Origin of the sequence: uncultured Arcobacter sp., assembly GCF_937982575.1 — a bacterium.
GTDB lineage: Bacteria > Campylobacterota > Campylobacteria > Campylobacterales > Arcobacteraceae > Arcobacter.
Genome location: NZ_CALJLR010000011.1, coordinates 22,201 through 42,041, shown reverse-complemented (window position 1 = coordinate 42,041; position 19,841 = coordinate 22,201). Strand labels below are relative to the sequence as shown.

Genomic DNA, 19,841 nt, shown 5'->3' with positions numbered 1-19,841 from the left:
CATTCCTTGAGTAAATATAATTTTACCCGATTGACACGGAATTATGAACGGTCCCCACTATATAGCAAATATGTCACTTTTTAATGGTGAGACTCTTTTAGCTCGTGCTGATTTTGTTCCAGGAACATTAGCTAATATGAAAGCACATGCAACTGTTACATTTAATATTATACCTACAGGAAACAAACTTAAACTTACTGCTCAAGCATACTGTACAAAACATGGTATTTGGGAATCAACAGAAAAAGTTGTAGAAATAGTCAAATAATCATTTTATTTATCAAGAGAAATTACTCTCTTGATAAAAAATACTAATTAAATTTTTACTCTCCAAAAGTATGTTTTAACCACACTTTAAATATACTTACATCAACATTTTAAATTTCAAAAGGTTATTGTTGAACTCTTTTCAAAATTTACTTTTACTTCAAAATTTATACAGATTAAAAGCTCTTGGTTTTGAATATAGCGATTCATTTTTGATAAATCAAAAAAGCTTCAATAAAAAATCTAATAATCTTGATGAATTGACAAAAGATATATCAACATGTCACTTATGCGATCTTAGCAAATCAAGATCTCAAAGCATGAGCGGCTATGGAAACACAAATGCTGATTTAATGATAATCGACTACACAGTCTCTTTAACCGAAGATAGTTCTAATAAATACTACTGTGGCAGAAGCGGTGAAATGCTAAAAAATATGATAGAGAATGTTTTAAGCTTAAAAATAGAAGATATCTACTTCACTCATGCTATAAAATGTAAACCTCTAAATTCAAATCTTCCTTCAAATTCAGAGTGGGATTCATGTAAAGACTACCTGTTTTCACAAATAGAATTTATAAAACCAAAAATAATTGTAACTTTAGGTAAAGAAGCTTATGCTAAAGTTACATCTGAAAATGAAAATTTTCAAAATGTGCGAGGACATGTTATAGACTTTAAAAGCTATAAACTGATTCCAGTTTACCATCCAAATCATCTGCTTAGAAATCCGGATGATAAAAAAATAGCATATAATGATTTAAAAACTATAAAGAGTTATTTATGAAAAAACTATATTTTTTAATATTACTGTTTCCTTTTGTATTTTATGCAAAAAGTTTTTTGATATCAAATATCGCGCTTCCAAAAACAAGTATACAAAACTTAGACCCCTATCCTTGTGATGAAAAGTGTTTGCAAGAACATCTTGATAATGGCTATATATTCTCTTTTTTAGCACATGCGGATGAAAAACTTGCTAATGAAGAGTTAGAAAAAGAGAGAGCAAGGTATCTTTCTGCTCTTAATATAAAATGGTTTATGCAAGAGAGCAAGATTCGCATCGCCCTTTTACTGCCTTATAAAAAAATCGGCAGATATGCAGCTTCTACAACAAATGCATCATTTGCTTATTTAATGTCAAAAAATCATCCCTATGAGTTAAAAAGTTATAATATAGAAGATGAAAGTCATGAGGAAATTTTAACAGCGCTAATCAAGATTCGAGAGGATGGCTTTTACCATGTTATCGCTCCACTGACTCAAACAGGTGAAGAGATTGTTTCAACCATTAACCCAGACATAAATATATACTTTCCAACTATAAATAAAAAAGATACTAACACTACATCTAATTATCTTTATTATGGTGGGATAGATCACCGCGCTCAAAGTGATTTGTTGTTAAAAGAAGCACTCTCTCCGCTTATAATATTTAATGACAACTCCGAAATTGGGCAGCAGCTAACTTATCATCAAGAGTATAAATTCAAGCATAAATACAGCGAAGATGAAAATACAACATTACAAAGAAATAACAAAAATTTAACTGTTATAAAATTTTCTATTCCTCAAAGAATAACAAATCTGGAAAAGCAGCTAAAAGATAATAAAAAAATAAACGCAGGATCATTTTTTATAAATACGCCTATTATCAAAAGCGGTATGATTTTATCTCAACTTACACTTTATGACACAAATGCAACAAATGTACTATCAACTCAAACAAATTATAATCCGCTGCTGCTCTCTATGACACAGTATCAAGATAGAAAAAACATGATAATAGCAAACTCTATAACCCAGAACAAAGATGTTTTGATTGAAACAAACTCTCTTTTGGATAATGATATCATGTATGACTGGATTAACTACACCACTAGCGTCGGGATAGACTATTTTTCTCATCTTATAAACGGAGAAAAACGAGAGTATGATATAGAAATACAAGAGAATCAGATGATCTATCCTATAGAACTGCTTCAACCCTCTTTTTCAAGATTTATCCCTTATAAATCAGTTTACGAAGAGCAATAAAAGAAGTTCTTTAACTTCTTTTGTAATTTTTTGGGGTTTACCTCCAAAAGTTATATACACCAAAGTAATCTTCATCTCAAATATTTTTTTATTCTCTTTGTAAATAGTTTGCAAAAGTTTAAAAGAAGCGCCTTTCATCTCTATAAGTTCAGTTTTAACTTTCAGTTCATCACCAAGTTTAGCACTTATTATATAATCAGCTTCTATTTTTTTTGCAACAAAATGACCATTTTCTAAAACAGGAGTCAGCCCTTTTTTAAAAAACAACTCACTCCTAGCTCTTTCACAAAAATTTAAATAATTTGAATGATATACAACTCCACCCGCATCCGTATCTTCGTAATAAACTCGTATTTGCACCTTACAAACCCCTATATTAAGGCACTTTGACAGCTAAGAGTTAGCCAATGTGTCAAAAATTGTGCCAAATTTCTCTAATTTCTGAAACCTTGTTGCTTCATCTTCTTGGATAAATTTTGTGTATGTTGAAAGTGTAATTGAGACATCTTTATGACCTAAAGTTTTTGATACCCAAACTATATCAACACCTTGACTTATCATCTGTGAAGCAAATGTATGTCTAAGATTATACAGAACTCTCTCTTTGATTTTGTTTCGAGTGAGCAATCTTTTAAATGAAGCAGCAAGGGTATCGTGTGAAAAATATCTTTTGCCACTTCTAGTATAAAATAGATACTCTTTATCTCCAGTGAGCTTTTGTTGGCTTAGTAACACTTCCAAAGTTTGAGGCAATATATCCACATATCGCATAGATGACATCGTTTTTGGTGTGCCATCTTTTCCTGCTACTCTTGTTTGCATTATTTTGATTTGCTTTTTATCAAACAATATATCTTGCCATCTAAGAGCAACAGCTTCTCCTGGTCGCATCCCTGTAAAAAGCATCAGTTTATAGAAGTTTTTATTGTGTTCAAAAAGTTGTGTATCTTCTAAAATAAGCTTAATCTCTGCATTGTTAAAAGGCATCACATCCTCTTCTTCATCAAATAAAGTGTTTTGCTTTAATTTTTGTTTTGGTGCTTTTACTAACTGCATTGGATTTTTGACGATTATCTCATTGATAAAGGCATCTTGTAAGATGTTATAAAAGATTGAACGATACTTTTGAGCACTTGATGGTGTGAGAGTTGTAAGCAATCTATTTTGCCAATCCTGAATATCCATAGGTTTTATAGCACTAATTTTGGTTTTTCCAAAATATGGAACCACATAGTTTTTAAAAGTTGCCATTTTTCGCTCATATACATGAGGTTTAATATTTGGTTTATTTGCATTGATACTTTTTATCCCAAACTCTTCCACTGTCATATCTTTTGGATCATCGAACTCCTCTTCTAAGGCTATATTTGTACCTGTAAGCCCAAGCATCAGTTCCGGAATTATCTCTTTTTTAATGATAAGCAAATTATCACTATTTGCTTTTAATGAGGTACTTCTTCTTTGTCGCTTGTCATCAATGAAAAAATCCAAATTCCAATGACCACTTCGCTCAATAATCCTAAATCTAACATCTTGATAGATATATTTAACTGATTTTTGTTTTTTCATCATCCTGCCCTCTTCATTTTTTCAAACATCTTTTTTGCATTTGGATTTGACAAAATCACTGGTTTTTCTTCAATCTCGACTTTGAGAGGTTTTTTCATCTCTACTTGTCTTTTTATACCTGATTTTTTAAATGCAATAATTGCTTCAGGAATGAAACGAAGTTTATTTTTGCCAACTTTTTCATAATGTAGCCCCTCTTCTAAAACTCCGTTTTTAATATAGTGGTTGAGTGTAGGCTCTGTAATATCCAAAAATGTCAAAACATTTCTTTTGAGCTGTAGATTTGGCATAAACATTTGCAAAGTATCTTGTATATCTTCAAATTTTGCTAGTAATAAATCTAATTTTTGTCCGTCATACATAATCTTCCTCCTATTACTTCAATACATTCATATTTTTTGAGTTATCGTAAGCTATCTTATAAATCTCATTCATTTCAAACTCCTATTTATGGAGTTATCTTGGCTATCTGGGTTATCTAGTAGCTCAAAGACCAATTTATTGTTTTGTCGTGGAATTCTCGTGGCTTTCCAGTATTTATCTTTACCATTTTGGATGATTTTATTTGCTTTATCTTTGTTGTAGCCTGCATCAGTTAAAGTGCTTAAAATATCACTGTACTTTGGCTTTTCATTACTTGAAGCGATAAATCTGATGATCTCTTCTTTGATTTCTAAATCCTCATTTGTTTCCATCGCATAATCCACATCAACTTTTGTAAGGGTATTATCTTGGTTGTATTTAAAAGCAATATAATCTGATGTGTTGTTTCTATCTTTTATGGGGATGAGGATATAGGTCTGTTTATCTTCATTTTTTCTAAGCTCGAACGCTAAAGCAACATCTTCAGCGAATGCACTACTTCCTGCAAACTCTGAATTAAACTCTTTTTGAAGTTTATTTTGGTGGTGCAAAAAGATAATCGTAGCACCATTTTTTCTTAAGATTTTTAGTATATTCATAAGCTCTGTTACATCTTTGTGGTTGTTTCTATCCCCTGTTATAAAGTTTTTGATAGAGTCAAATACGATTAAACAATCTGTCAAATCAATCTTTTTTAGTTCATTAATTACTTGCATAAAGCTAGTTCTTGATAGTTCAACTAAGTAGTTGAGTCTATTGCCAAATTTTTCTTTTAGATGGTGGATATTTCTTGTTTTTATAGTAAGTTCTGAGTTATCCCCATCAAGATAAAAAACTCTTTTGACTTTATCTTCACTAAGAAGCATATTACAAAGTGCAACCGATACCAATGACTTACCAGTTCCAGGACGAGCCACAATCATTATGATGTCGTTTTTCACTAAAAAATTGTCGTATAAATATTCAACTTTTTTGTTTTTGATTCTCTCAACATCCAAATCCAATGAGCTTATATATGCTTCAAATTTATCAGTAAATGGTTTTAAATCTCTTATCTCTCCAAGTGATTCCATTTTATCTTGCAACACTTGCAAGTCATTGATTTTTTTAAAATCTCCCTCTTTTACTTTTGCAGCTACAACTGTTATTTGTCTCTCAAGACTATAAAATTTTAGTTGTTTAAGATAATCAGTTATAGAAGCTAGTGGATTTGCAGAAATAACTTCAAGATAATAATTCTCTTGGATTTTTGCTTTATTTCTAAGATAAACTGTTATTTCATCTATTGGTCTATCGTTGTTATATTGATCGATTATGGTATTAAAAATAAGTCCATGTTGTTCAAAATAAAAATCATTCGCTTCAATTATTGATATGGCTTCATTGATTTTATCAACTTCTGGATAGGTTATAAGTGTGCTTAAAATGGCTCTTTCGATGCCAATTAAGCAGTCAAAACTGTAATTTGTGTTAGACTTCATCTGTTTGTTTCCTTATGCAACTTCGGATTCAAATACAAAAACAAGCTGAGAGTGGCCGCTCCCAGTTTGTTCTTTTTTTAGATTTAGCTTCACTAAATCATCAGTTCCAAAAACATCTTTGATACTCAAATCAAACTTTTTACAAAGCTCCTCGATATCCTCTTTATCAAGTGAACTATCAAAGTATCCATCTTCCCAGATAAATTTCAAAGCTTTTATGATTTGCTCTTTTGGAAGTTTTTGCAGTTTTTCAAACTCCAAAATATCCTCTATATTGCTATGAGTAGTACTAATCTCATCATTAAAAGCGATTTTGATTTTTGAGATATCTATGTACTCTTTATAAGCAGGATTTGAAGTAAGATTGATAAAAGTATTTATCCATCTATCAATAATCCAAGCTACTGTTTTTTGACTTGAGCAAAGATTGGTAAAGAGTTTGTTTTGAGATTTGATTGCTTTTTCATACATCTTAGTAGCTCTATTTGTAAGATATTCATCCACAATAGGTGCTACATCATCAACATATGAAGTTAGAAACATTTTTGATGTTTGTGTTTCAAAAAACTCTTTGGCACTATCTTTTGCCCAAGGTAGAATCGATTTAAAAATATTTATATCTTTGAATATCATTGCAGGATTGCTAATCTTTGGTGCAAGATATTCGACAGCTATCTGTTTTGAATGCATTTTTGCTCCTTTATGTAATTTATGATATAATTAGTCGTATTAATTATAAATAATCATTTGAGTATATTATCACAAATGAAGATAAATAGTCAAGAGGTATATATGGATTTTTCTGAAAAATTTTCTATTATTCAAAAAGAGTTAAAACTCTCACAAAAAGATTTTGCTGCAAAAATAGAGTTATCTCCAAATGCAATTTCTCAATACTTAACAGGCAAAAGAAAGCCTGATATACACACAATTCAGAAGCTTATAGACATTGGTGTATCACCTTTGTTTTTGTTTGCTGATGCACAAACACCATTTGATGCTACATACGATAAATTCGTAGAAGCAAGACTCAAATATGGTGATGAAGAGTTAACAGAGATAATTGAAAACTATTTGCTGAGTAAAAATATTTTGACAACTATCAAAGAAAAAATTGAAAGATTAAAAGGTCAGACATTTTTTGAAAAACTATCAAATATCATGAGTGGTGATGGGGAAAGAATGTTAGTGTTGTTATATTCGTTTTTTCTACATTTAGAAAAATCAGATATAAAAATCTCAACTGAGAATTTAAACCTAAAATTTTACGAATTACTTGAAAATTATGAGTTTAATCCAAAAGAAACACTCAAATTTGGTGTTTTAGTGAGAAGAACTGATTTGGATAAACTCATAACATGGGCAAAATCTGACTTAGATTCTGTTTCAATTATCGAAATAATCTCAAGCCTTCCAGAACTAAAAAAATATGTAAAAGATCAACTTTACAAAATTGATAGCTATGCAATAAATATAGTTGAGAAATATTTTCTATAAAGCATCTATTTTTATATTTTTTGTAACGAAGTGATGAAAAGCATTGTAGCTAATCTTCGCTTCTTCTGGTAGATGAGAGTTTATAATTCTCCAAGCTGAGCGAATTGATGAACCTCTACTGATAAGATATACAATTTGTCCTCTAAATTTTTCCATTTTGCTGTATATAGCCATTGATAGCTCCTTTTGTTATCTTTGGCTATATTCATAATGTCAGAATATTATTTAAAGCGAAAAATAATATGCCTTAATTTTCAATGCCATTAATTTTCTTCGTTCATTCAAAAAGTCTTCGTAATCTGAAGCATTATTAGAAAGTATCATTTCAGGAATACAATGCATTTTAAGGTTGTAACTTAGTTGTTCATGACTTTCTAGTCCACTGAATTTTGCATCGCTGTTATTAAAATTTTCAATAAGTAATGAAAAATAATCAGATGGTGCTTTATTTCCTACTTTTATGTTAATTTCTTGTTGCATGTAAACATAATTTGCTATTTGATTATATTTATTTCTTTCATATCCATTTTTCTTCAAATAGTCTTTTGGAAATAGATGATGAATATCTCCTCTTAAAGAAATCAAATCACTTACTAATACATCTTTTGATAAAAAACCTTTATCATTTGCTTTAACTTGAGCAGCTAAATATATGTGAAAATATGGGCTACTTGCAACAGATGTATCTAGGCTTCTTGGCAAAGATGCATTCCAAAAAGCATCTGAAAGCTCTGCTTCTTCTTTTTCTTTTAAATATTCATTCATTGGCTTATGGCTTATTTGTTTAATATCATAATCGAATGTACTCTCTGGTGAGCCAGAATATCTACCTGTTAAAATTGAATAGACAAACCATCGTTTTACAAACTTTTCAATATCAACTGCATTTGTTCCAATTTCTTTTAATTTGAGATATAAAATATAAGCAAAATTAATTGCATTTTGGGATCTAATAAGTTTGCTATCAATAAAACCTGCTGATTTTATAATCATTAAAAATCTTTTAAAATTAGTTTCATTCGTGAAATTTATAACGCCAGCTCTTAATTTTTCAAATGATTGCTCTGCAATTTCTGTTTCAAAAGTTCTTGTTTCAAAGTTTCTTCCCGATAATAGACTTACTAAATCTGAAAGTTTTCCCCTATTGAACTGTGATGTGAAAGCAACCCTAATTAAATCATTATAATCAGGATCGTATAAATCTTCTTTTTCATCTTTAAGCCATTTTATTTTTTGATAAAATTCAGTTTTAGCAAACTCTTTGTCATTATCTTCAATATGTTTATAATATTCTGGTGCAATTGTTAAGTGACAAAAATAATCAATTAATTTTCTAAGTTCATTACCACCATATTCAGTGTTCGATGAAATTTTACTCATGGCAAAATCTGCTTGACTAAGAACCACACCTTTAGAATTAATTCTAATAAAAATCTCTGTAACTGTTTCTATATCTAAGTCTGGTGCTAGTTCAATAAGTCCTATCTGTTTTTTAGGAATATTAATCAAATTTGAAAAAGCATTTCGTACATTTTTTTTATCAACATCAGGGTTTAATTCAAAGTAATTATCAGCAATTTCAAATAAATCCCCATTAATAGCTTCTGAAATATCATGAAGCCATGTCTTATCTTTTAAAATAGCAGGGTTTTGAACTTCAAATTTTTCCGTTAATGGATTGAATGAAATTTTAATTTTAATTCTTTTGTATGTTTTATCGATTACATATTGTCCTAATATAGCAGCAGTTAAAGCCGTAATCCTTTGCTGCCCATCAATAAGAATTTTTTTGCCTTCACTAGTACTACCATCCTTTAGTTTTACATTTGGATTTCGCCATGCAATTACATAACCAATGGGATATCCTTGATATAAACTATCCATTAAATCTCTTACTTTAGAGGCATCCCAAACGAAAGGTCTTTGTATTTCTGGAATTGCAATTTCACCAGAATTAACCCAAGCGAGAATTGTTTCTATTAAATGTTGATTAACTGAATATTTTTGCAAATTATCCCCTCACAAACTAAATTTTTATATTTTACCCATATCCACCTAACAATTATCAAAATTATGAATACCTTGTAAATAAAATCAAACGAGGTGAATATGGAACAAAAAAACAACATTGTTGACAGTGGAACTCTTTCAAGTTTAGAGTTTCACACAAAACTCTCCAAGGAGCAACGAAAAACACTTATAAACTGGTTCAATAAACAAAACATCGAATTTCAGATACTGATATTTGATGAGCAAAAAAATCAGTTTTTTAAACTCAAAAATGAAGGAATTGATAAAAAGCTTTTATCTTTGGCTTCGTTTCTTCTTGCTATCAAGCACTTTTACGACAAAGAGCAGCTTTTAAAATCAAAAAATAAAAATCAAACTCTAAATGAACTTGGAGGTATCGCCAAAATAGAGAGAATAAAACTCAAAAAAGAGAAACCAAAACAGAAGCTTCAGATGCTTTTATCGATTCACTCAGTTATTTTGGCACTACATGATGATGGATATAGCCTAAGAGATATCAAACAACACCTGCAAAGTAAATATCGAAAAACTATCTCACACACTTATCTATCACAATATATAAACGAGTACATCATAAAAAAGGATGCAAAAAATGTATAACCAAACAACTTTTATGATGATGCAGGTGGTTGTATTTTTTAGTGGAGTGATAGCTGGAGCTGGAATATTTTACTTTTTACAAGATAGATTTGCTCTTGGTATTCAAAAGCTTCTGATGAACTATTCATCAGAGTTTCAAACCCAACTAGCTCAAAGTGTTGATGAGATAGAGAAGCAATTTAGCGAGTACAAAAAATATCTTTTAAAAATTGCCAGTGAAAATGCAAAAGAGCAAAAAGATATTCAAGATAGTTTCAAACTTATAGACAACAGCCTTTCTAAATTTCATACAGAGATAAAGTCAACCCATTATGTAAGACAATCTTTAGAAGATGAGATCATAAAACTAAAAAATATTATCAAACGACAAAACAAACACAATAAACAAAAGGAGCAATAAATGGCGTTTTTATTCGATAAATTTAAAGATATGTTCAAAGAGAAAACTGGTGAAGATTTTACAAAAAATGAAAAAGAGTATGTGATAATTTATTTTGCTAATAGCAATCCAAAGTCATCTTCTAAAACAATATTCTATGGTGCAATGCGTTGCTTAAGAGCATTTTATCCATTACCAGTGGTTAAAGCTATGGTACAAGGTGAAGTAAAAAAAGCATTTCAAAAAGAGAAAGCACCAAAGAGTATTAAAAAGCTTTATAAAGAGTTTGCGGAAATAATTTTTGATGTAGCTATGGAAAAGAATATCAGCAATACAATCAAATGGGATGAAAAATCTAAAAGTCTATAAATCTTTCAACAATCCCAATGCGAATAAGCAATCTTTAGTTAAACTTATTCGTTTTGGGGCATCATTTGCACCTTTCATATCGATATTTAAAGCAAAAATATAACTGCCTTCAGCATTTTCAATCCAGCCAATAAACCAACCTATTCCATTATCTGGTGCATTTTGCCAACCAGTTTTTCCGTACAATTTATAATCATCAGCACTTTCAAGCAGTAAAATCTGTTTTACATCTTTTTGAGCCTCTTTGGAGACAGGAAGTTTCTCTTTTACTAATTTTTTCAAAAACTCCACTTGCTCAAGAGTACTAATTTCGAGTGGTCCATCTAACCAAAAACGATCTATTATCTCTCCTGTATCAGCGTTTCCATACTCAAAACTTTTTAAATAATGTTTCATTCTTTCCAAACCAATTCTTCTGGCTAGTTCTTGATAGATAGGCACATTTGAAATGGCTATTGCTTTTCGTAGTCCCATATCTTCTTTCCAGCTTGCAATAAATGGATTCTCTGGTCCACGATATGGTATTTGTTCATCTATATTTTTAACGGCTTTTGTTTCTAATCCTATTAAAGAATTTGCAATTTTAAAAGTTGATGCAGGTGTATATCTTTTTTGAGCTCTTGCTTGATTATGGATGATTAGCTTTTGCTTTTGCATATCATAAAGCACAAAGGTTGCATTGGTATCTGCTTTGCTAAAAATTTCTTCTATCTTTTGATTGAGCTCATTTGCAAAAAGAGTTGTCGTTGTGAAGATGATAAGTATAAACGAGAAAATAAGACTATGCATAAATGGTTTCATTTGAAAACTCCTTATAATTATGATAAATTTTATCAGAAAAATACAAAGCTTTACTATAAATGGCTGTCAACTCTTTTGTAAAGCTTTGTAAAAAAAGGTGTAAATTGCACCTCTTCTAACTTTGTAAACTATCATTTCAAAATCCCCTAAAACAAGCCACTTTTTAAACAATCTAAAAAAACAAGGAAACGGGGAGCAAAAAATCTTATCGCAAATCTTTTTTTCCACGAGCGGTTATACTTGACAAAATAGGTGTTAGAATTTTCTTTTTTATAACCCTTACGAAAAGTAAGCATTGATTCAAACAATGACTAAAGTTGAGCTAGGTGGAGGAGTTTACCAGAATCTTTTCTTTCTAGACTATTTAAAAACTGTGAAGCAAAATGTAAAGTTTTCAGATACTTTTCAAAACTGTATAGCTGCTTTTAGCAGTAGGAGAAATGCCTAAATTTAGTTTTATTAGGTCTATCAAAAATCTAATCTTTGTTTGATGCTTTCAAAGTGAAAAAAAGTAGAAGGACTCAACACATACCTGTAAATATAGAGGCAGGAAAAATTATAGATAAATGGAAAAGTAAAAATGAGAGGAAGTGTATATTATCAAACAGCGGTACTTACAAAGCTCATATTCTTTGAAGGTGCAAAAAAATCTGATAGAATCAATCCAAATCATGAACACTATGGATGTGTATCATCCTTTAAAACGATGGAGAGTTATAGAAATGTTTGGAATAACTTTTTTAACTACCTCAAAGAGCATTTTAAACTCAAAAATTGTGAGCTTATAACTGATGAGCATATCAAAAGCTATATTGAATACAAAATAGAATACTACCCCTCAAAACAGTATTTAGAAAAAATCACATCTGCTCTTGGAAAGTTAGAGAGTGCCCTTAATCGTTACTCAAAAGAGAAATACCAATTTCCAATTATTTATGATTTTAAAATAAGGCAAGAGCTTTTAAACAATGCTAGAGATTTAAAACTTGTGGCAAATAACTATCATAACAGGGTTTATGATAATCCACATCTTATCATAGAAAATCTTTCCAATCCAAAACACCAATTAGCTACAACCATACAACTTGAAGGTGGTGCACGAAGTGAGGGAGTGACACTTATCAAAAAAGAGCAGCTAAAAGATATCAAAATTGATGAGATTACGAGCAAAAATGTGGGAGTAATAGAAACCAAAGAAAAAGGTGGAAAAGTTGGCGATGTGTTTATCTCAACCAAAACCTATGAAACTTTGCAAAACTTCTTTTTACAAAATGATACTTCATATTTTAAAATCTCTTATCAAGAGTACATAGATGATATCAAAACCACATGCCAAAAGTTAAATATCCCTCATCATGGTTCGCACGGGTTTAGATGGACTTTTGCACAAAACCGTGTAAGAGAGTATCAAAATCACGGCTACACTTATGAACAAGCTCTACAAGGGGTTAGCTGGGAGATGAAACACTTTCGTGCAAGTATCACTGAGCATTATCTTGGACACTAAAAATAAATCATTACAAAGGAAAAATAAAATGGAACAACTTATCATCAAAGAGTATTTAACAGCAATCAAGCTTGATGAAGAAAATAAATTGCTATTCGCCTATGACATTAAAGACAGCATCATAGATGAGCAAAGTGAGGGGATTTTAAGTGAAGTAAATGAGCTAATGTATCAAAAAATATCATCATATTTTCAAATCAAGCCAGAGGATTTTGGAGTGCAAATGGTTTGAAATTTGAGCTAAATTTTGGTAGAATTTGTTTTGAATATCAAGCCCTAAGATGGGAGCGACTCCGCTAGTTCTTGAGGGCTGAATACAATTTTCTGAACTAACTCAAATTTAAATATCAAAGCTTTTCATTTTTATATTTTCACCATAACCACTTTCATTTGGATAACCAAGTGGATTGCATAAAAATTTCACATTATCTATCTCATACTCTATTGGATCATGAGTATGTCCAAATACCCAATATTTTATAGTGCCATTTTGAAAATATTTACTTCCATCAAAAGTAAAAAATGTGTTTGTTTGGTTATTGTGATACTTTTTATCAATATGCTCTTCATCAAATGATGGATTGACATGGGTTATCATCACATCACACTTTTGATAGATATTTTCTAATTTTTTGATTTCTATTTTAGAGATGGTGTCAAAATGACTGATGCCATAAATAAGCCTACTATCGTTGATATATTCCTTCCAAAGTAAGTTGATATAATTTGTATCAAACTGTTTAAAATATCGCTTCATATAGCTATCATCATACCAGCTATCACATCCACCGAACTTTATACCATCGATTTCTACAATATCACCATCTAAACAATAGATATTTTTCTCTTTATTGATAAGCTTTCTTAGATTTTCAACTCTATTATATGAGTTGTTTTCAAAACTATATCTTGCTTCACCATTTACAAGATAATAATCATGATTTCCAAGTACGCAGATGATATGGTTGTAAAACTTTTTTTGCAATATTTTAAGCACTTCTATATTTTGAGCATTATAATGCCCAATATCACCAGCTATGATCAAAATATCACCGATTGTTCTTGTGCCGTTATTTGTAAAAATTGGCTCAAAAAATGAAGAAACATTTTCTGGTGTAGTTAAGTGTGGTTTGAAATAAAAATCAAGATGTAAATCACTTAAAATATCAACTATCATACATTTCTCGGTAATAATCTATATAATTTGCTGTGGCATGTGGATTTATATCCCAATAATATCTGCATAACCTTCTGTACAAAGTTAACATTTTCTCATCGAAACAAAAATCCAGTAGGTAATCTAAAGTTCTTTGAATATGATTCTCATCTTGGTTTTGCTTTTCTATAATTTCATTTACAATAGGTGTATAAACTTTCAAAGCCTCATTTGCTAAATTTGAAAATTGACCAACTATTGCTTTAATATCTGAAAATGGCATTTTTTATTTACTCTTTTCGTCTAGCTTCGTCTAAAAGTTTGTCTAACTTCATCTAAACTTTTTTTGTTTTAGACAAATGCCAAGTTCGCCCTTCAGGCTCTATTTTACCGCTTTTTCTTAATGCCTGAAGATTGTTTTTTACTTTGTTTTTCTTTTGCTCTTCGTCTAAAACATCAGGTAATTTGTCTAAAAGTATCTTTTCAAAATCTGCTCTTGTAGCATTTTTAAATTTTGCCAAATACTCTAAAATAATACTTTGGCAATATGTATCATCTATTCCTCTAAGTTTTATATACTCATCCTCTTGATTTGTATATTTCGCCACACTTGATGATATATGTAAATTTGGTCGTTTCCCTTCAATGAGATTTTTTGCTTTTAAAACTTTAACTTCATCAGAACTTAGACTATGACCTTTTTGCACTTTATCAAGTAAAATAATCTCTTCCAAGGAAAGATCAGGAACACTTGCAAGCTTTAGAGCATAGTTCATATCTAGCACTTTTCCTTCTATAGTTACTTTTACAGAGTCGTTTGAAAGCTCATATTCAGGGAGTGGAAAGTACTTTTTACTTTGGATTGTAAACATCTTGACAATTCCACTTCCTATGGTATCGATAAGATTTAGATTTATCATCGCTTGAGCTAAAAATTTGTTTCTATATTTTATTTCAGGTGCATCTGTTTTTAGTACATTTTCAATAGTTTGAGGGATAAATGCCCCTTTGTTTGCAAAGACTAATTTTCTGTCTTCAAACTCTACTACATTGATTTTTCCACCCATTGTATAGTCTTGATGAGCTATACAGTTGTTGAGTGCTTCTCTTATGATAAATGGATGGTAGCTTTCAACTTCTTGTGGAAACAAAGAATTTCCATCCATATATCTATATTTCAGATTTCTGATTTTGTTATAAACCGCTTCAAGACTTAAAATAAACGGACAAGTGAAGTGCTCATAATCTTTTGCGATGTTATCTTTATCTTTGAGTATCCAGCTAATTTGTGCAACAGCAGGAGATAGCAAATATTCTGATTCACTTTTACCAAGAAGCAATATTGCAGTGTTTGTGATTTTATCTTTGATAGTTATCTTTGCTTTATTTAAAAAAGTAGTATCATCCCAAGCTTTTATCTCATCTGCAAGTTTTGGATTTTTTATCGCGTAAAGTTCTCGTGCTTTTTGTATAGCTTCACTTGATAGATCCTCATTTGTTGCATCTTCACATATTTGAATACTCCAATCAAAATCACTATTTTGACTTCTAATTCTCTCTAGCTCTTCAAGATTAAGGGGTTGAAGCTCCGAGCTATCTCTTCCATAATAGTGCCCTTTCCAAGCTATAGGAAGACCAAGTGGAGCTGATGGTATTTGAAATAAAACAACTCTTTTGCCATCTAGCTCAGTTTCGTATATCTCTTTAAATGTGATTCTATTTGTAGTATGGTTAGCAACTTCTGCTTTTAGATTATGAAGTGCTTTTGTATCAGTCCTAAAGTTCGTACCTACTACACTTTTATCATCTTTGATACCAAATACAAGCCATGCTTCACTTTTGCCTATAAGATTTGCTTCATTTGAAAGTGAACTAAAATACTTGCCAATTTTGTCAAAATCGTACTGATTTTTAGCTTCTTTGTACTCTAAAATCTCATTTTCATCATTTGTACTTAAAAATTGTTGGAGTTTTTTATTAATATCTATCATTTTTTGGCTCCTTTATTCTTTTGGAATATCGTTAAAATATTTTGTCAATAATTTTTTTTGAAGTTCTTCACTTTCTTTTATGAATCCAATCACTCTATCTTTGTAGCCCTTTAAAATTCTATCTCCAACAAAACTTAACATTCCCTTGTTGTTATAATGTCTCAATGCTTCATCATAATTACTTAAACTGCACAGTGCATCTAATAATTGAATATGTTGATTATAAAATTCTTGCGGAGACAATTCTCCTATTGCGGTTTCAAGCTGTTCTTTTAGATTTTTAGGGTCTGATGATTTACCAACTAAACTATTCAAAATTTTATCTGTTTTAAATCTTGTATACTCCATTGCTTGTCTATCTTTTGATTCTTGGATTTTTACAAAAATTTGTTCTTTTGCAGAATTATAGTCTTCATCCGTTGCATGAACTTTCAATTGTATATATTTTAATAATTCATCATCACAAAGAATATTTTCTACCTCCATTACATCAAGCGTATAAATTTTATTTCTATTCCATGCAGTAATTTCTTCAGTTTCATAAAAATCTTTATCGATTATTGCAATTGCTCTAAGATTAAAAAATGAATTATTTTCATTAAAAGCTTTACAGTAATCTATTGCTTTTTGGTGTCCACCAGTTGGTAAAATTGTAAAGTCTTTAAATAAAATCGAATAGAGTTTATAGTCATAACTATCTTTTTTACCTTCACAAAATAAAATATTTTTTTTACTTCCTATAAGTTCAACTATTAACTCTTGAGGTAACACATCATCTATTGGTATTTCAACATATTCCCAATTAGATGGTGGAGTATATTTTTTAATCCAAAGTATTTTGGCTTGAGTTCTACCTATTGCAAAACTTGGATTATGAGTAAGGTAAACAAATTGACAATCACTTCTTTCTTTTTCCAGTTTATCCCATAACTTATTTACAATAGCCATATTAAGATGGTTTTCTGGCTCATCAACTATGATATAGCCATCTTTTTCTACCAAAAGCACACTTGCTATACAATAAAATATATTTTTTTCACCATCACTTAATTTCATAAAATCATACTCTTGCCCAGTATCTGATTTTGCTTTGATGTTACCTTGCCCATCATAATCTAATTTAATATGCAATATTATGCATTGCCATATATTTATTACATCTTCTAATATAGAATTTTTTCTAACAAATCCAGCTTTAGTATGATTTTTATGAGTATTATTTGCAACTTCTTGATGTTCAGCAATTAAATAATTTATCATTTGTCCAAATTCACTATTTGCTAATCCCATATCATTATAGTCTTTAAACAGTTTATCATGTGTGTGGCTTCTTGAAAATTCATTATAAGCTTGTGCTTTTAAAGGTATACTGTTGTTATTTTGAATTCCAAATGTTTTTTGAGCAGGTATTACGGCAACAAAAGAGCTGAATTGATTTTTTATATTATTTTTTATTTGACGAGAAAAAGTACTTTTACCAGAGCCGTTAGCTCCTATTAATACTAAATTTTCATTTCTATTTTTTAATAAATCAAAAAAATTAATAATAGATAATGATTGATTGGTCGCATCCAAGTTTTGTTTTATACTTTGAATTGACTGTACAAAATTATTATAAATGTTGTGATTAACATTCATTATTTGCTCATTAAATATAATTTTCTGTATATCTAAATTTTTGTTGTAATTATTGAGACTTTCTAAAGATTGAAATTGATGAGAAAATTGATTATTAATTGAGAGTTGTCTGTTCAATAGTTCGATATATTTTTCTACAAAAGTTGTATCTTCTAATTCATTACTTAAATTTTCAAGTTTTTGTTTAATTTGTTTAGTTTCAATTTTAATGATATCTTGTACTAGATTATCCCAGTGAGTTGGGTTTTGTGAATAACTTTGAGGATTCGAGAATGAGAAATAATGAGCTGTAATTTTTTTTATATATTCACTATTTGTAGTCCAAAAGCTTTTAAGTTCTTCAACTTTTTCAATATACACTATTCTTTGGTTTATTTTGTTCAATACTTCTTGTTTCATATCTTTTCTCTCAACATTTATTAATTGCTTCAATGATTTCTTTTGCTAGTTCTTTAATGCCCATAGATGTGGTTAATCCCACTTTTGATAATAGTTTAGGTGAATACTCATAAATATCATCTTCACTTACATTATGCCAAATAGGTATAATTACATCTTCTTTTTTGTATATTTCTCTGACAAAAATAGTTTCAAACTCAGACTTTGCCCATTTTTCATTTTCTAAAAAGTTTGGAGACAAGATGAGAATACATTTTTTTGCTTCTTTTATACCTTTTTCTATGCTCTCTCTTAAATTATCGCCACCTTTTAAAGTATACTCATCATACCAAACAGGACAAGCTAGACGATAAAGCTCTTTTGCAAGTTCTCTAACTAAATCATCTTTGTCTCTTGAATCATGTGATATAAAAGCCAAAGGGATTTCTTTTTTTGCTTTTTCTTGAAAATAGTAATTATCTCTTACTATGGTATTAAATCCAAATAATCTACTATGTTTCTGAATTTCATCTATCTGTTCTTTTGTTAAAAGCTGATCTATATAGATATAAATTTGCTTTGTAAAATGAAAATCTTTAAAACTATACTCTTCAGGACTGTCCACATAACTTATTGTCTGAGATATTTCACCATCCCAATGGCATTGAGAAATATCATTCAGACTGAGAATATATTTTATATAATCAATTGTAGATTCCTGTGGAAAAAACAGAGACCAGTACTTTATGTTTGTATCAATAACATAAGATATTTTTCCTATGACTATAACGCTATTTAAGCCATCTTGATTCTTTACTTCCCATTCACTTTGTGCATTTAATGCTTTTGCATCTGTATCAAAATATTCTCTAATCGTTGTCATCAAATAAATCCTATGCTAATATTTTGTCCATGATACTCAGTGCCATTTCCACACTTGTCCTCAAATTTAACTTTTGCACCTGATTGTGTTAACATTATTTTAATTTTGAAAATAGGCTCTAAGTTTTTAAAAACTACCCCATTGTCATCTAGGGACATTATGTAATTATAAAATGTTTTAGTAGTAGTATTTTTACCTTTTGGTTCATTTTCAAGCAGATGCCAAAGTTTATTTATATCATTTTCATCCATTGTAAAAAGATAATTTAAACATAAGCTTGTTTCACCCATATTTGGAATTTCATACTCTAATATTGGGCTTGAAGCTCTTACAGCAGTCTCAAAATATTTTTCATATAGCATTGTTTGTGTTAACTCATTAAATATTTTATATCCACCTAATTGTTTGCTTCCAAAAACTGCATTATTTATTTTTTCTTTTATATGGTAATCTACAAATATTCCACAACCAGCCCAATTTTGTTTACCTTCTTGTGTATAAAGCTCAGCAAATTCTTTACTTAAAAAAATATTTTTCTCTTCATTATATATTGCTTCTCCATATCCTATCGCTCCTCTTAGAACAAAACCATGCTTGATAGCTTCTTGCATAAGTGTAATACAGCTCAGTAGAAATTTATTGATATTTTTTATATCTTCTATGTCATAAGATATTAGTAATATTGAATCAGAAAAAATTATTGACTTATCAAAGTTTGAAACAGTGTTTTTTCCATAAATTGTTTTGACATCCCCAAATATAGCTTTTTTTGCTTTATCTATAAAAGAACTATATTCACAGTATAGAGTTTCTATGTCTTTTTTTCTAAGATGCTCTTCTTTAAATCCTAAAATATCAAAGAAAGCCAATAATCTATTTTTATACTTTATCAC

At 29.9% G+C, this 19,841-nt stretch carries 22 protein-coding genes and 1 pseudogene; 9 read left to right on the top strand and 14 right to left on the bottom strand.

Going from position 1 to position 19,841, the window contains the following annotated elements:
• Window positions 1–55 precede the first annotated feature (55 nt).
• The 3 genes and pseudogenes from Q0617_RS09075 to Q0617_RS09065 form a co-directional block, all read left to right on the top strand.
• Window positions 56–268, top strand: a pseudogene (locus tag Q0617_RS09075) (desulfoferrodoxin family protein); the annotation flags it as partial.
• Window positions 269–398: 130 nt separating this feature from the next.
• A complete protein-coding gene (locus Q0617_RS09070; RefSeq protein WP_152299229.1) occupies window positions 399–1,055 on the top strand; it encodes a uracil-DNA glycosylase in 657 nt (218 codons plus the stop codon).
• A complete protein-coding gene (locus tag Q0617_RS09065; protein ID WP_298752666.1) occupies window positions 1,052–2,305 on the top strand; it encodes a hypothetical protein in 1,254 nt (417 codons plus the stop codon). The genes Q0617_RS09070 and Q0617_RS09065 overlap by 4 nt, the downstream gene beginning before the upstream one ends.
• Here the strand turns inward: Q0617_RS09065 and Q0617_RS09060 are convergent.
• The 5 genes from Q0617_RS09060 to Q0617_RS09040 all read right to left on the bottom strand — a co-directional run bounded on the left by Q0617_RS09060 (window position 2,285) and on the right by Q0617_RS09040 (window position 6,408).
• Window positions 2,285–2,665 (bottom strand): YbgC/FadM family acyl-CoA thioesterase, encoded by a 381-nt coding sequence (locus tag Q0617_RS09060; RefSeq protein WP_298752664.1) that lies wholly within the window; start codon window positions 2,663–2,665, stop codon window positions 2,285–2,287. The genes Q0617_RS09065 and Q0617_RS09060 overlap by 21 nt on opposite strands.
• A 33-nt stretch (window positions 2,666–2,698) precedes the next feature.
• Window positions 2,699–3,874: a site-specific integrase gene (locus Q0617_RS09055; RefSeq protein WP_298752659.1), complete on the bottom strand. Its 1,176-nt coding sequence runs from the start codon at window positions 3,872–3,874 to the stop codon at window positions 2,699–2,701.
• Entirely contained in the window at window positions 3,874–4,236 is a 363-nt protein-coding gene (locus tag Q0617_RS09050) for a hypothetical protein (RefSeq protein WP_298752655.1), read from the bottom strand. The genes Q0617_RS09055 and Q0617_RS09050 overlap by 1 nt, the downstream gene beginning before the upstream one ends.
• 69 nt (window positions 4,237–4,305) lie before the next feature.
• A complete protein-coding gene (locus Q0617_RS09045) occupies window positions 4,306–5,718 on the bottom strand; it encodes a DnaB-like helicase N-terminal domain-containing protein (protein WP_298752652.1) in 1,413 nt (470 codons plus the stop codon).
• Between the two features lie 12 nt (window positions 5,719–5,730).
• Window positions 5,731–6,408 carry a hypothetical protein gene (locus Q0617_RS09040; protein ID WP_298752649.1) on the bottom strand — a complete coding sequence of 226 codons (678 nt, stop codon included), beginning with the start codon at window positions 6,406–6,408 and terminating at the stop codon, window positions 5,731–5,733.
• Window positions 6,409–6,483: 75 nt separating this feature from the next.
• Here Q0617_RS09040 and Q0617_RS09035 point away from each other — a divergent pair, with 75 nt between their 5' ends.
• The gene (locus Q0617_RS09035; RefSeq protein ID WP_298752646.1) at window positions 6,484–7,215 is read left to right on the top strand and encodes a helix-turn-helix domain-containing protein; all 732 of its coding nucleotides are present in this window, start codon (window positions 6,484–6,486) and stop codon (window positions 7,213–7,215) included.
• Here Q0617_RS09035 and Q0617_RS09030 read toward each other — a convergent pair.
• A complete protein-coding gene (locus tag Q0617_RS09030) occupies window positions 7,210–7,389 on the bottom strand; it encodes a hypothetical protein (protein WP_295021066.1) in 180 nt (59 codons plus the stop codon). The genes Q0617_RS09035 and Q0617_RS09030 overlap by 6 nt on opposite strands.
• 51 nt (window positions 7,390–7,440) lie before the next feature.
• Complete coding sequence (locus Q0617_RS09025) at window positions 7,441–9,225, bottom strand: DUF262 domain-containing protein (protein ID WP_298752642.1); 1,785 nt, start codon at window positions 9,223–9,225, stop codon at window positions 7,441–7,443.
• Between the two features lie 99 nt (window positions 9,226–9,324).
• On the opposite strand from Q0617_RS09025, the gene Q0617_RS09020 reads away from it, so the two are divergent.
• Genes Q0617_RS09020 through Q0617_RS09010 form a run of 3 tightly spaced genes read left to right on the top strand, consistent with a single transcriptional unit; the run spans window position 9,325 to window position 10,594 of the window.
• Window positions 9,325–9,846, top strand: a complete 522-nt coding sequence (locus Q0617_RS09020; protein WP_298752639.1) for a hypothetical protein — start codon at window positions 9,325–9,327, stop codon at window positions 9,844–9,846.
• A complete protein-coding gene (locus tag Q0617_RS09015; protein ID WP_298752636.1) occupies window positions 9,839–10,246 on the top strand; it encodes a hypothetical protein in 408 nt (135 codons plus the stop codon). Before Q0617_RS09020 ends, Q0617_RS09015 begins: the two co-directional genes overlap by 8 nt.
• Window positions 10,247–10,594, top strand: coding sequence for a hypothetical protein (locus Q0617_RS09010; protein WP_298752633.1), 348 nt, complete (start codon window positions 10,247–10,249; stop codon window positions 10,592–10,594).
• On the opposite strand, the gene blaOXA is transcribed toward Q0617_RS09010, so the two are convergent.
• Window positions 10,589–11,395 (bottom strand): class D beta-lactamase, encoded by an 807-nt coding sequence (blaOXA, locus tag Q0617_RS09005; RefSeq protein ID WP_298752630.1) that lies wholly within the window; start codon window positions 11,393–11,395, stop codon window positions 10,589–10,591. The genes Q0617_RS09010 and blaOXA overlap by 6 nt on opposite strands.
• 580 nt (window positions 11,396–11,975) lie before the next feature.
• Between blaOXA and Q0617_RS09000 the strand changes: the two genes are divergently transcribed.
• A complete protein-coding gene (locus Q0617_RS09000; RefSeq protein ID WP_298752627.1) occupies window positions 11,976–12,902 on the top strand; it encodes a hypothetical protein in 927 nt (308 codons plus the stop codon).
• A gap of 28 nt (window positions 12,903–12,930) precedes the next feature.
• Window positions 12,931–13,134 carry a hypothetical protein gene (locus Q0617_RS08995; RefSeq protein ID WP_298752624.1) on the top strand — a complete coding sequence of 68 codons (204 nt, stop codon included), beginning with the start codon at window positions 12,931–12,933 and terminating at the stop codon, window positions 13,132–13,134.
• A gap of 108 nt (window positions 13,135–13,242) precedes the next feature.
• Here the strand turns inward: Q0617_RS08995 and Q0617_RS08990 are convergent, their stop codons facing one another.
• Genes Q0617_RS08990 through Q0617_RS08965 form a run of 6 tightly spaced genes read right to left on the bottom strand, consistent with a single transcriptional unit; the run spans window position 13,243 to window position 19,841 of the window.
• Entirely contained in the window at window positions 13,243–14,079 is an 837-nt protein-coding gene (locus tag Q0617_RS08990) for a metallophosphoesterase (protein WP_298752621.1), read from the bottom strand.
• Window positions 14,069–14,341 (bottom strand): hypothetical protein, encoded by a 273-nt coding sequence (locus tag Q0617_RS08985; protein ID WP_298752619.1) that lies wholly within the window; start codon window positions 14,339–14,341, stop codon window positions 14,069–14,071. The genes Q0617_RS08990 and Q0617_RS08985 overlap by 11 nt, the downstream gene beginning before the upstream one ends.
• A gap of 52 nt (window positions 14,342–14,393) precedes the next feature.
• Window positions 14,394–16,049: an RNA-binding domain-containing protein gene (locus Q0617_RS08980; RefSeq protein WP_298752616.1), complete on the bottom strand. Its 1,656-nt coding sequence runs from the start codon at window positions 16,047–16,049 to the stop codon at window positions 14,394–14,396.
• Between the two features lie 12 nt (window positions 16,050–16,061).
• Window positions 16,062–18,119: a DUF4435 domain-containing protein gene (locus tag Q0617_RS08975; protein WP_298752615.1), complete on the bottom strand. Its 2,058-nt coding sequence runs from the start codon at window positions 18,117–18,119 to the stop codon at window positions 16,062–16,064.
• Window positions 18,097–18,948 (bottom strand): toll/interleukin-1 receptor domain-containing protein, encoded by an 852-nt coding sequence (locus tag Q0617_RS08970; protein WP_298752613.1) that lies wholly within the window; start codon window positions 18,946–18,948, stop codon window positions 18,097–18,099. The genes Q0617_RS08975 and Q0617_RS08970 overlap by 23 nt, the downstream gene beginning before the upstream one ends.
• Window positions 18,948–19,841, bottom strand: coding sequence for a hypothetical protein (locus Q0617_RS08965; protein ID WP_298752611.1), 894 nt, complete (start codon window positions 19,839–19,841; stop codon window positions 18,948–18,950). Before Q0617_RS08965 ends, Q0617_RS08970 begins: the two co-directional genes overlap by 1 nt.

Coding starts and splice junctions, on each gene's coding strand:
- Q0617_RS09065 (WP_298752666.1), top strand. CDS start 1,052: ATGAAAAAACTATATTTTTTAATATTACTGTTTCCTTTTGTATTTTAT.
- Q0617_RS09055 (WP_298752659.1), bottom strand. CDS start 3,874: ATGAAAAAACAAAAATCAGTTAAATATATCTATCAAGATGTTAGATTT.
- Q0617_RS09050 (WP_298752655.1), bottom strand. CDS start 4,236: ATGTATGACGGACAAAAATTAGATTTATTACTAGCAAAATTTGAAGAT.
- Q0617_RS09045 (WP_298752652.1), bottom strand. CDS start 5,718: ATGAAGTCTAACACAAATTACAGTTTTGACTGCTTAATTGGCATCGAA.
- Q0617_RS09040 (WP_298752649.1), bottom strand. CDS start 6,408: ATGCATTCAAAACAGATAGCTGTCGAATATCTTGCACCAAAGATTAGC.
- Q0617_RS09035 (WP_298752646.1), top strand. CDS start 6,484: ATGAAGATAAATAGTCAAGAGGTATATATGGATTTTTCTGAAAAATTT.
- Q0617_RS09030 (WP_295021066.1), bottom strand. CDS start 7,389: ATGGCTATATACAGCAAAATGGAAAAATTTAGAGGACAAATTGTATAT.
- Q0617_RS09020 (WP_298752639.1), top strand. CDS start 9,325: ATGGAACAAAAAAACAACATTGTTGACAGTGGAACTCTTTCAAGTTTA.
- Q0617_RS09015 (WP_298752636.1), top strand. CDS start 9,839: ATGTATAACCAAACAACTTTTATGATGATGCAGGTGGTTGTATTTTTT.
- Q0617_RS09010 (WP_298752633.1), top strand. CDS start 10,247: ATGGCGTTTTTATTCGATAAATTTAAAGATATGTTCAAAGAGAAAACT.
- blaOXA (WP_298752630.1), bottom strand. CDS start 11,395: ATGAAACCATTTATGCATAGTCTTATTTTCTCGTTTATACTTATCATC.
- Q0617_RS09000 (WP_298752627.1), top strand. CDS start 11,976: ATGAGAGGAAGTGTATATTATCAAACAGCGGTACTTACAAAGCTCATA.
- Q0617_RS08995 (WP_298752624.1), top strand. CDS start 12,931: ATGGAACAACTTATCATCAAAGAGTATTTAACAGCAATCAAGCTTGAT.
- Q0617_RS08990 (WP_298752621.1), bottom strand. CDS start 14,079: ATGATAGTTGATATTTTAAGTGATTTACATCTTGATTTTTATTTCAAA.
- Q0617_RS08985 (WP_298752619.1), bottom strand. CDS start 14,341: ATGCCATTTTCAGATATTAAAGCAATAGTTGGTCAATTTTCAAATTTA.
- Q0617_RS08980 (WP_298752616.1), bottom strand. CDS start 16,049: ATGATAGATATTAATAAAAAACTCCAACAATTTTTAAGTACAAATGAT.
- Q0617_RS08970 (WP_298752613.1), bottom strand. CDS start 18,948: ATGACAACGATTAGAGAATATTTTGATACAGATGCAAAAGCATTAAAT.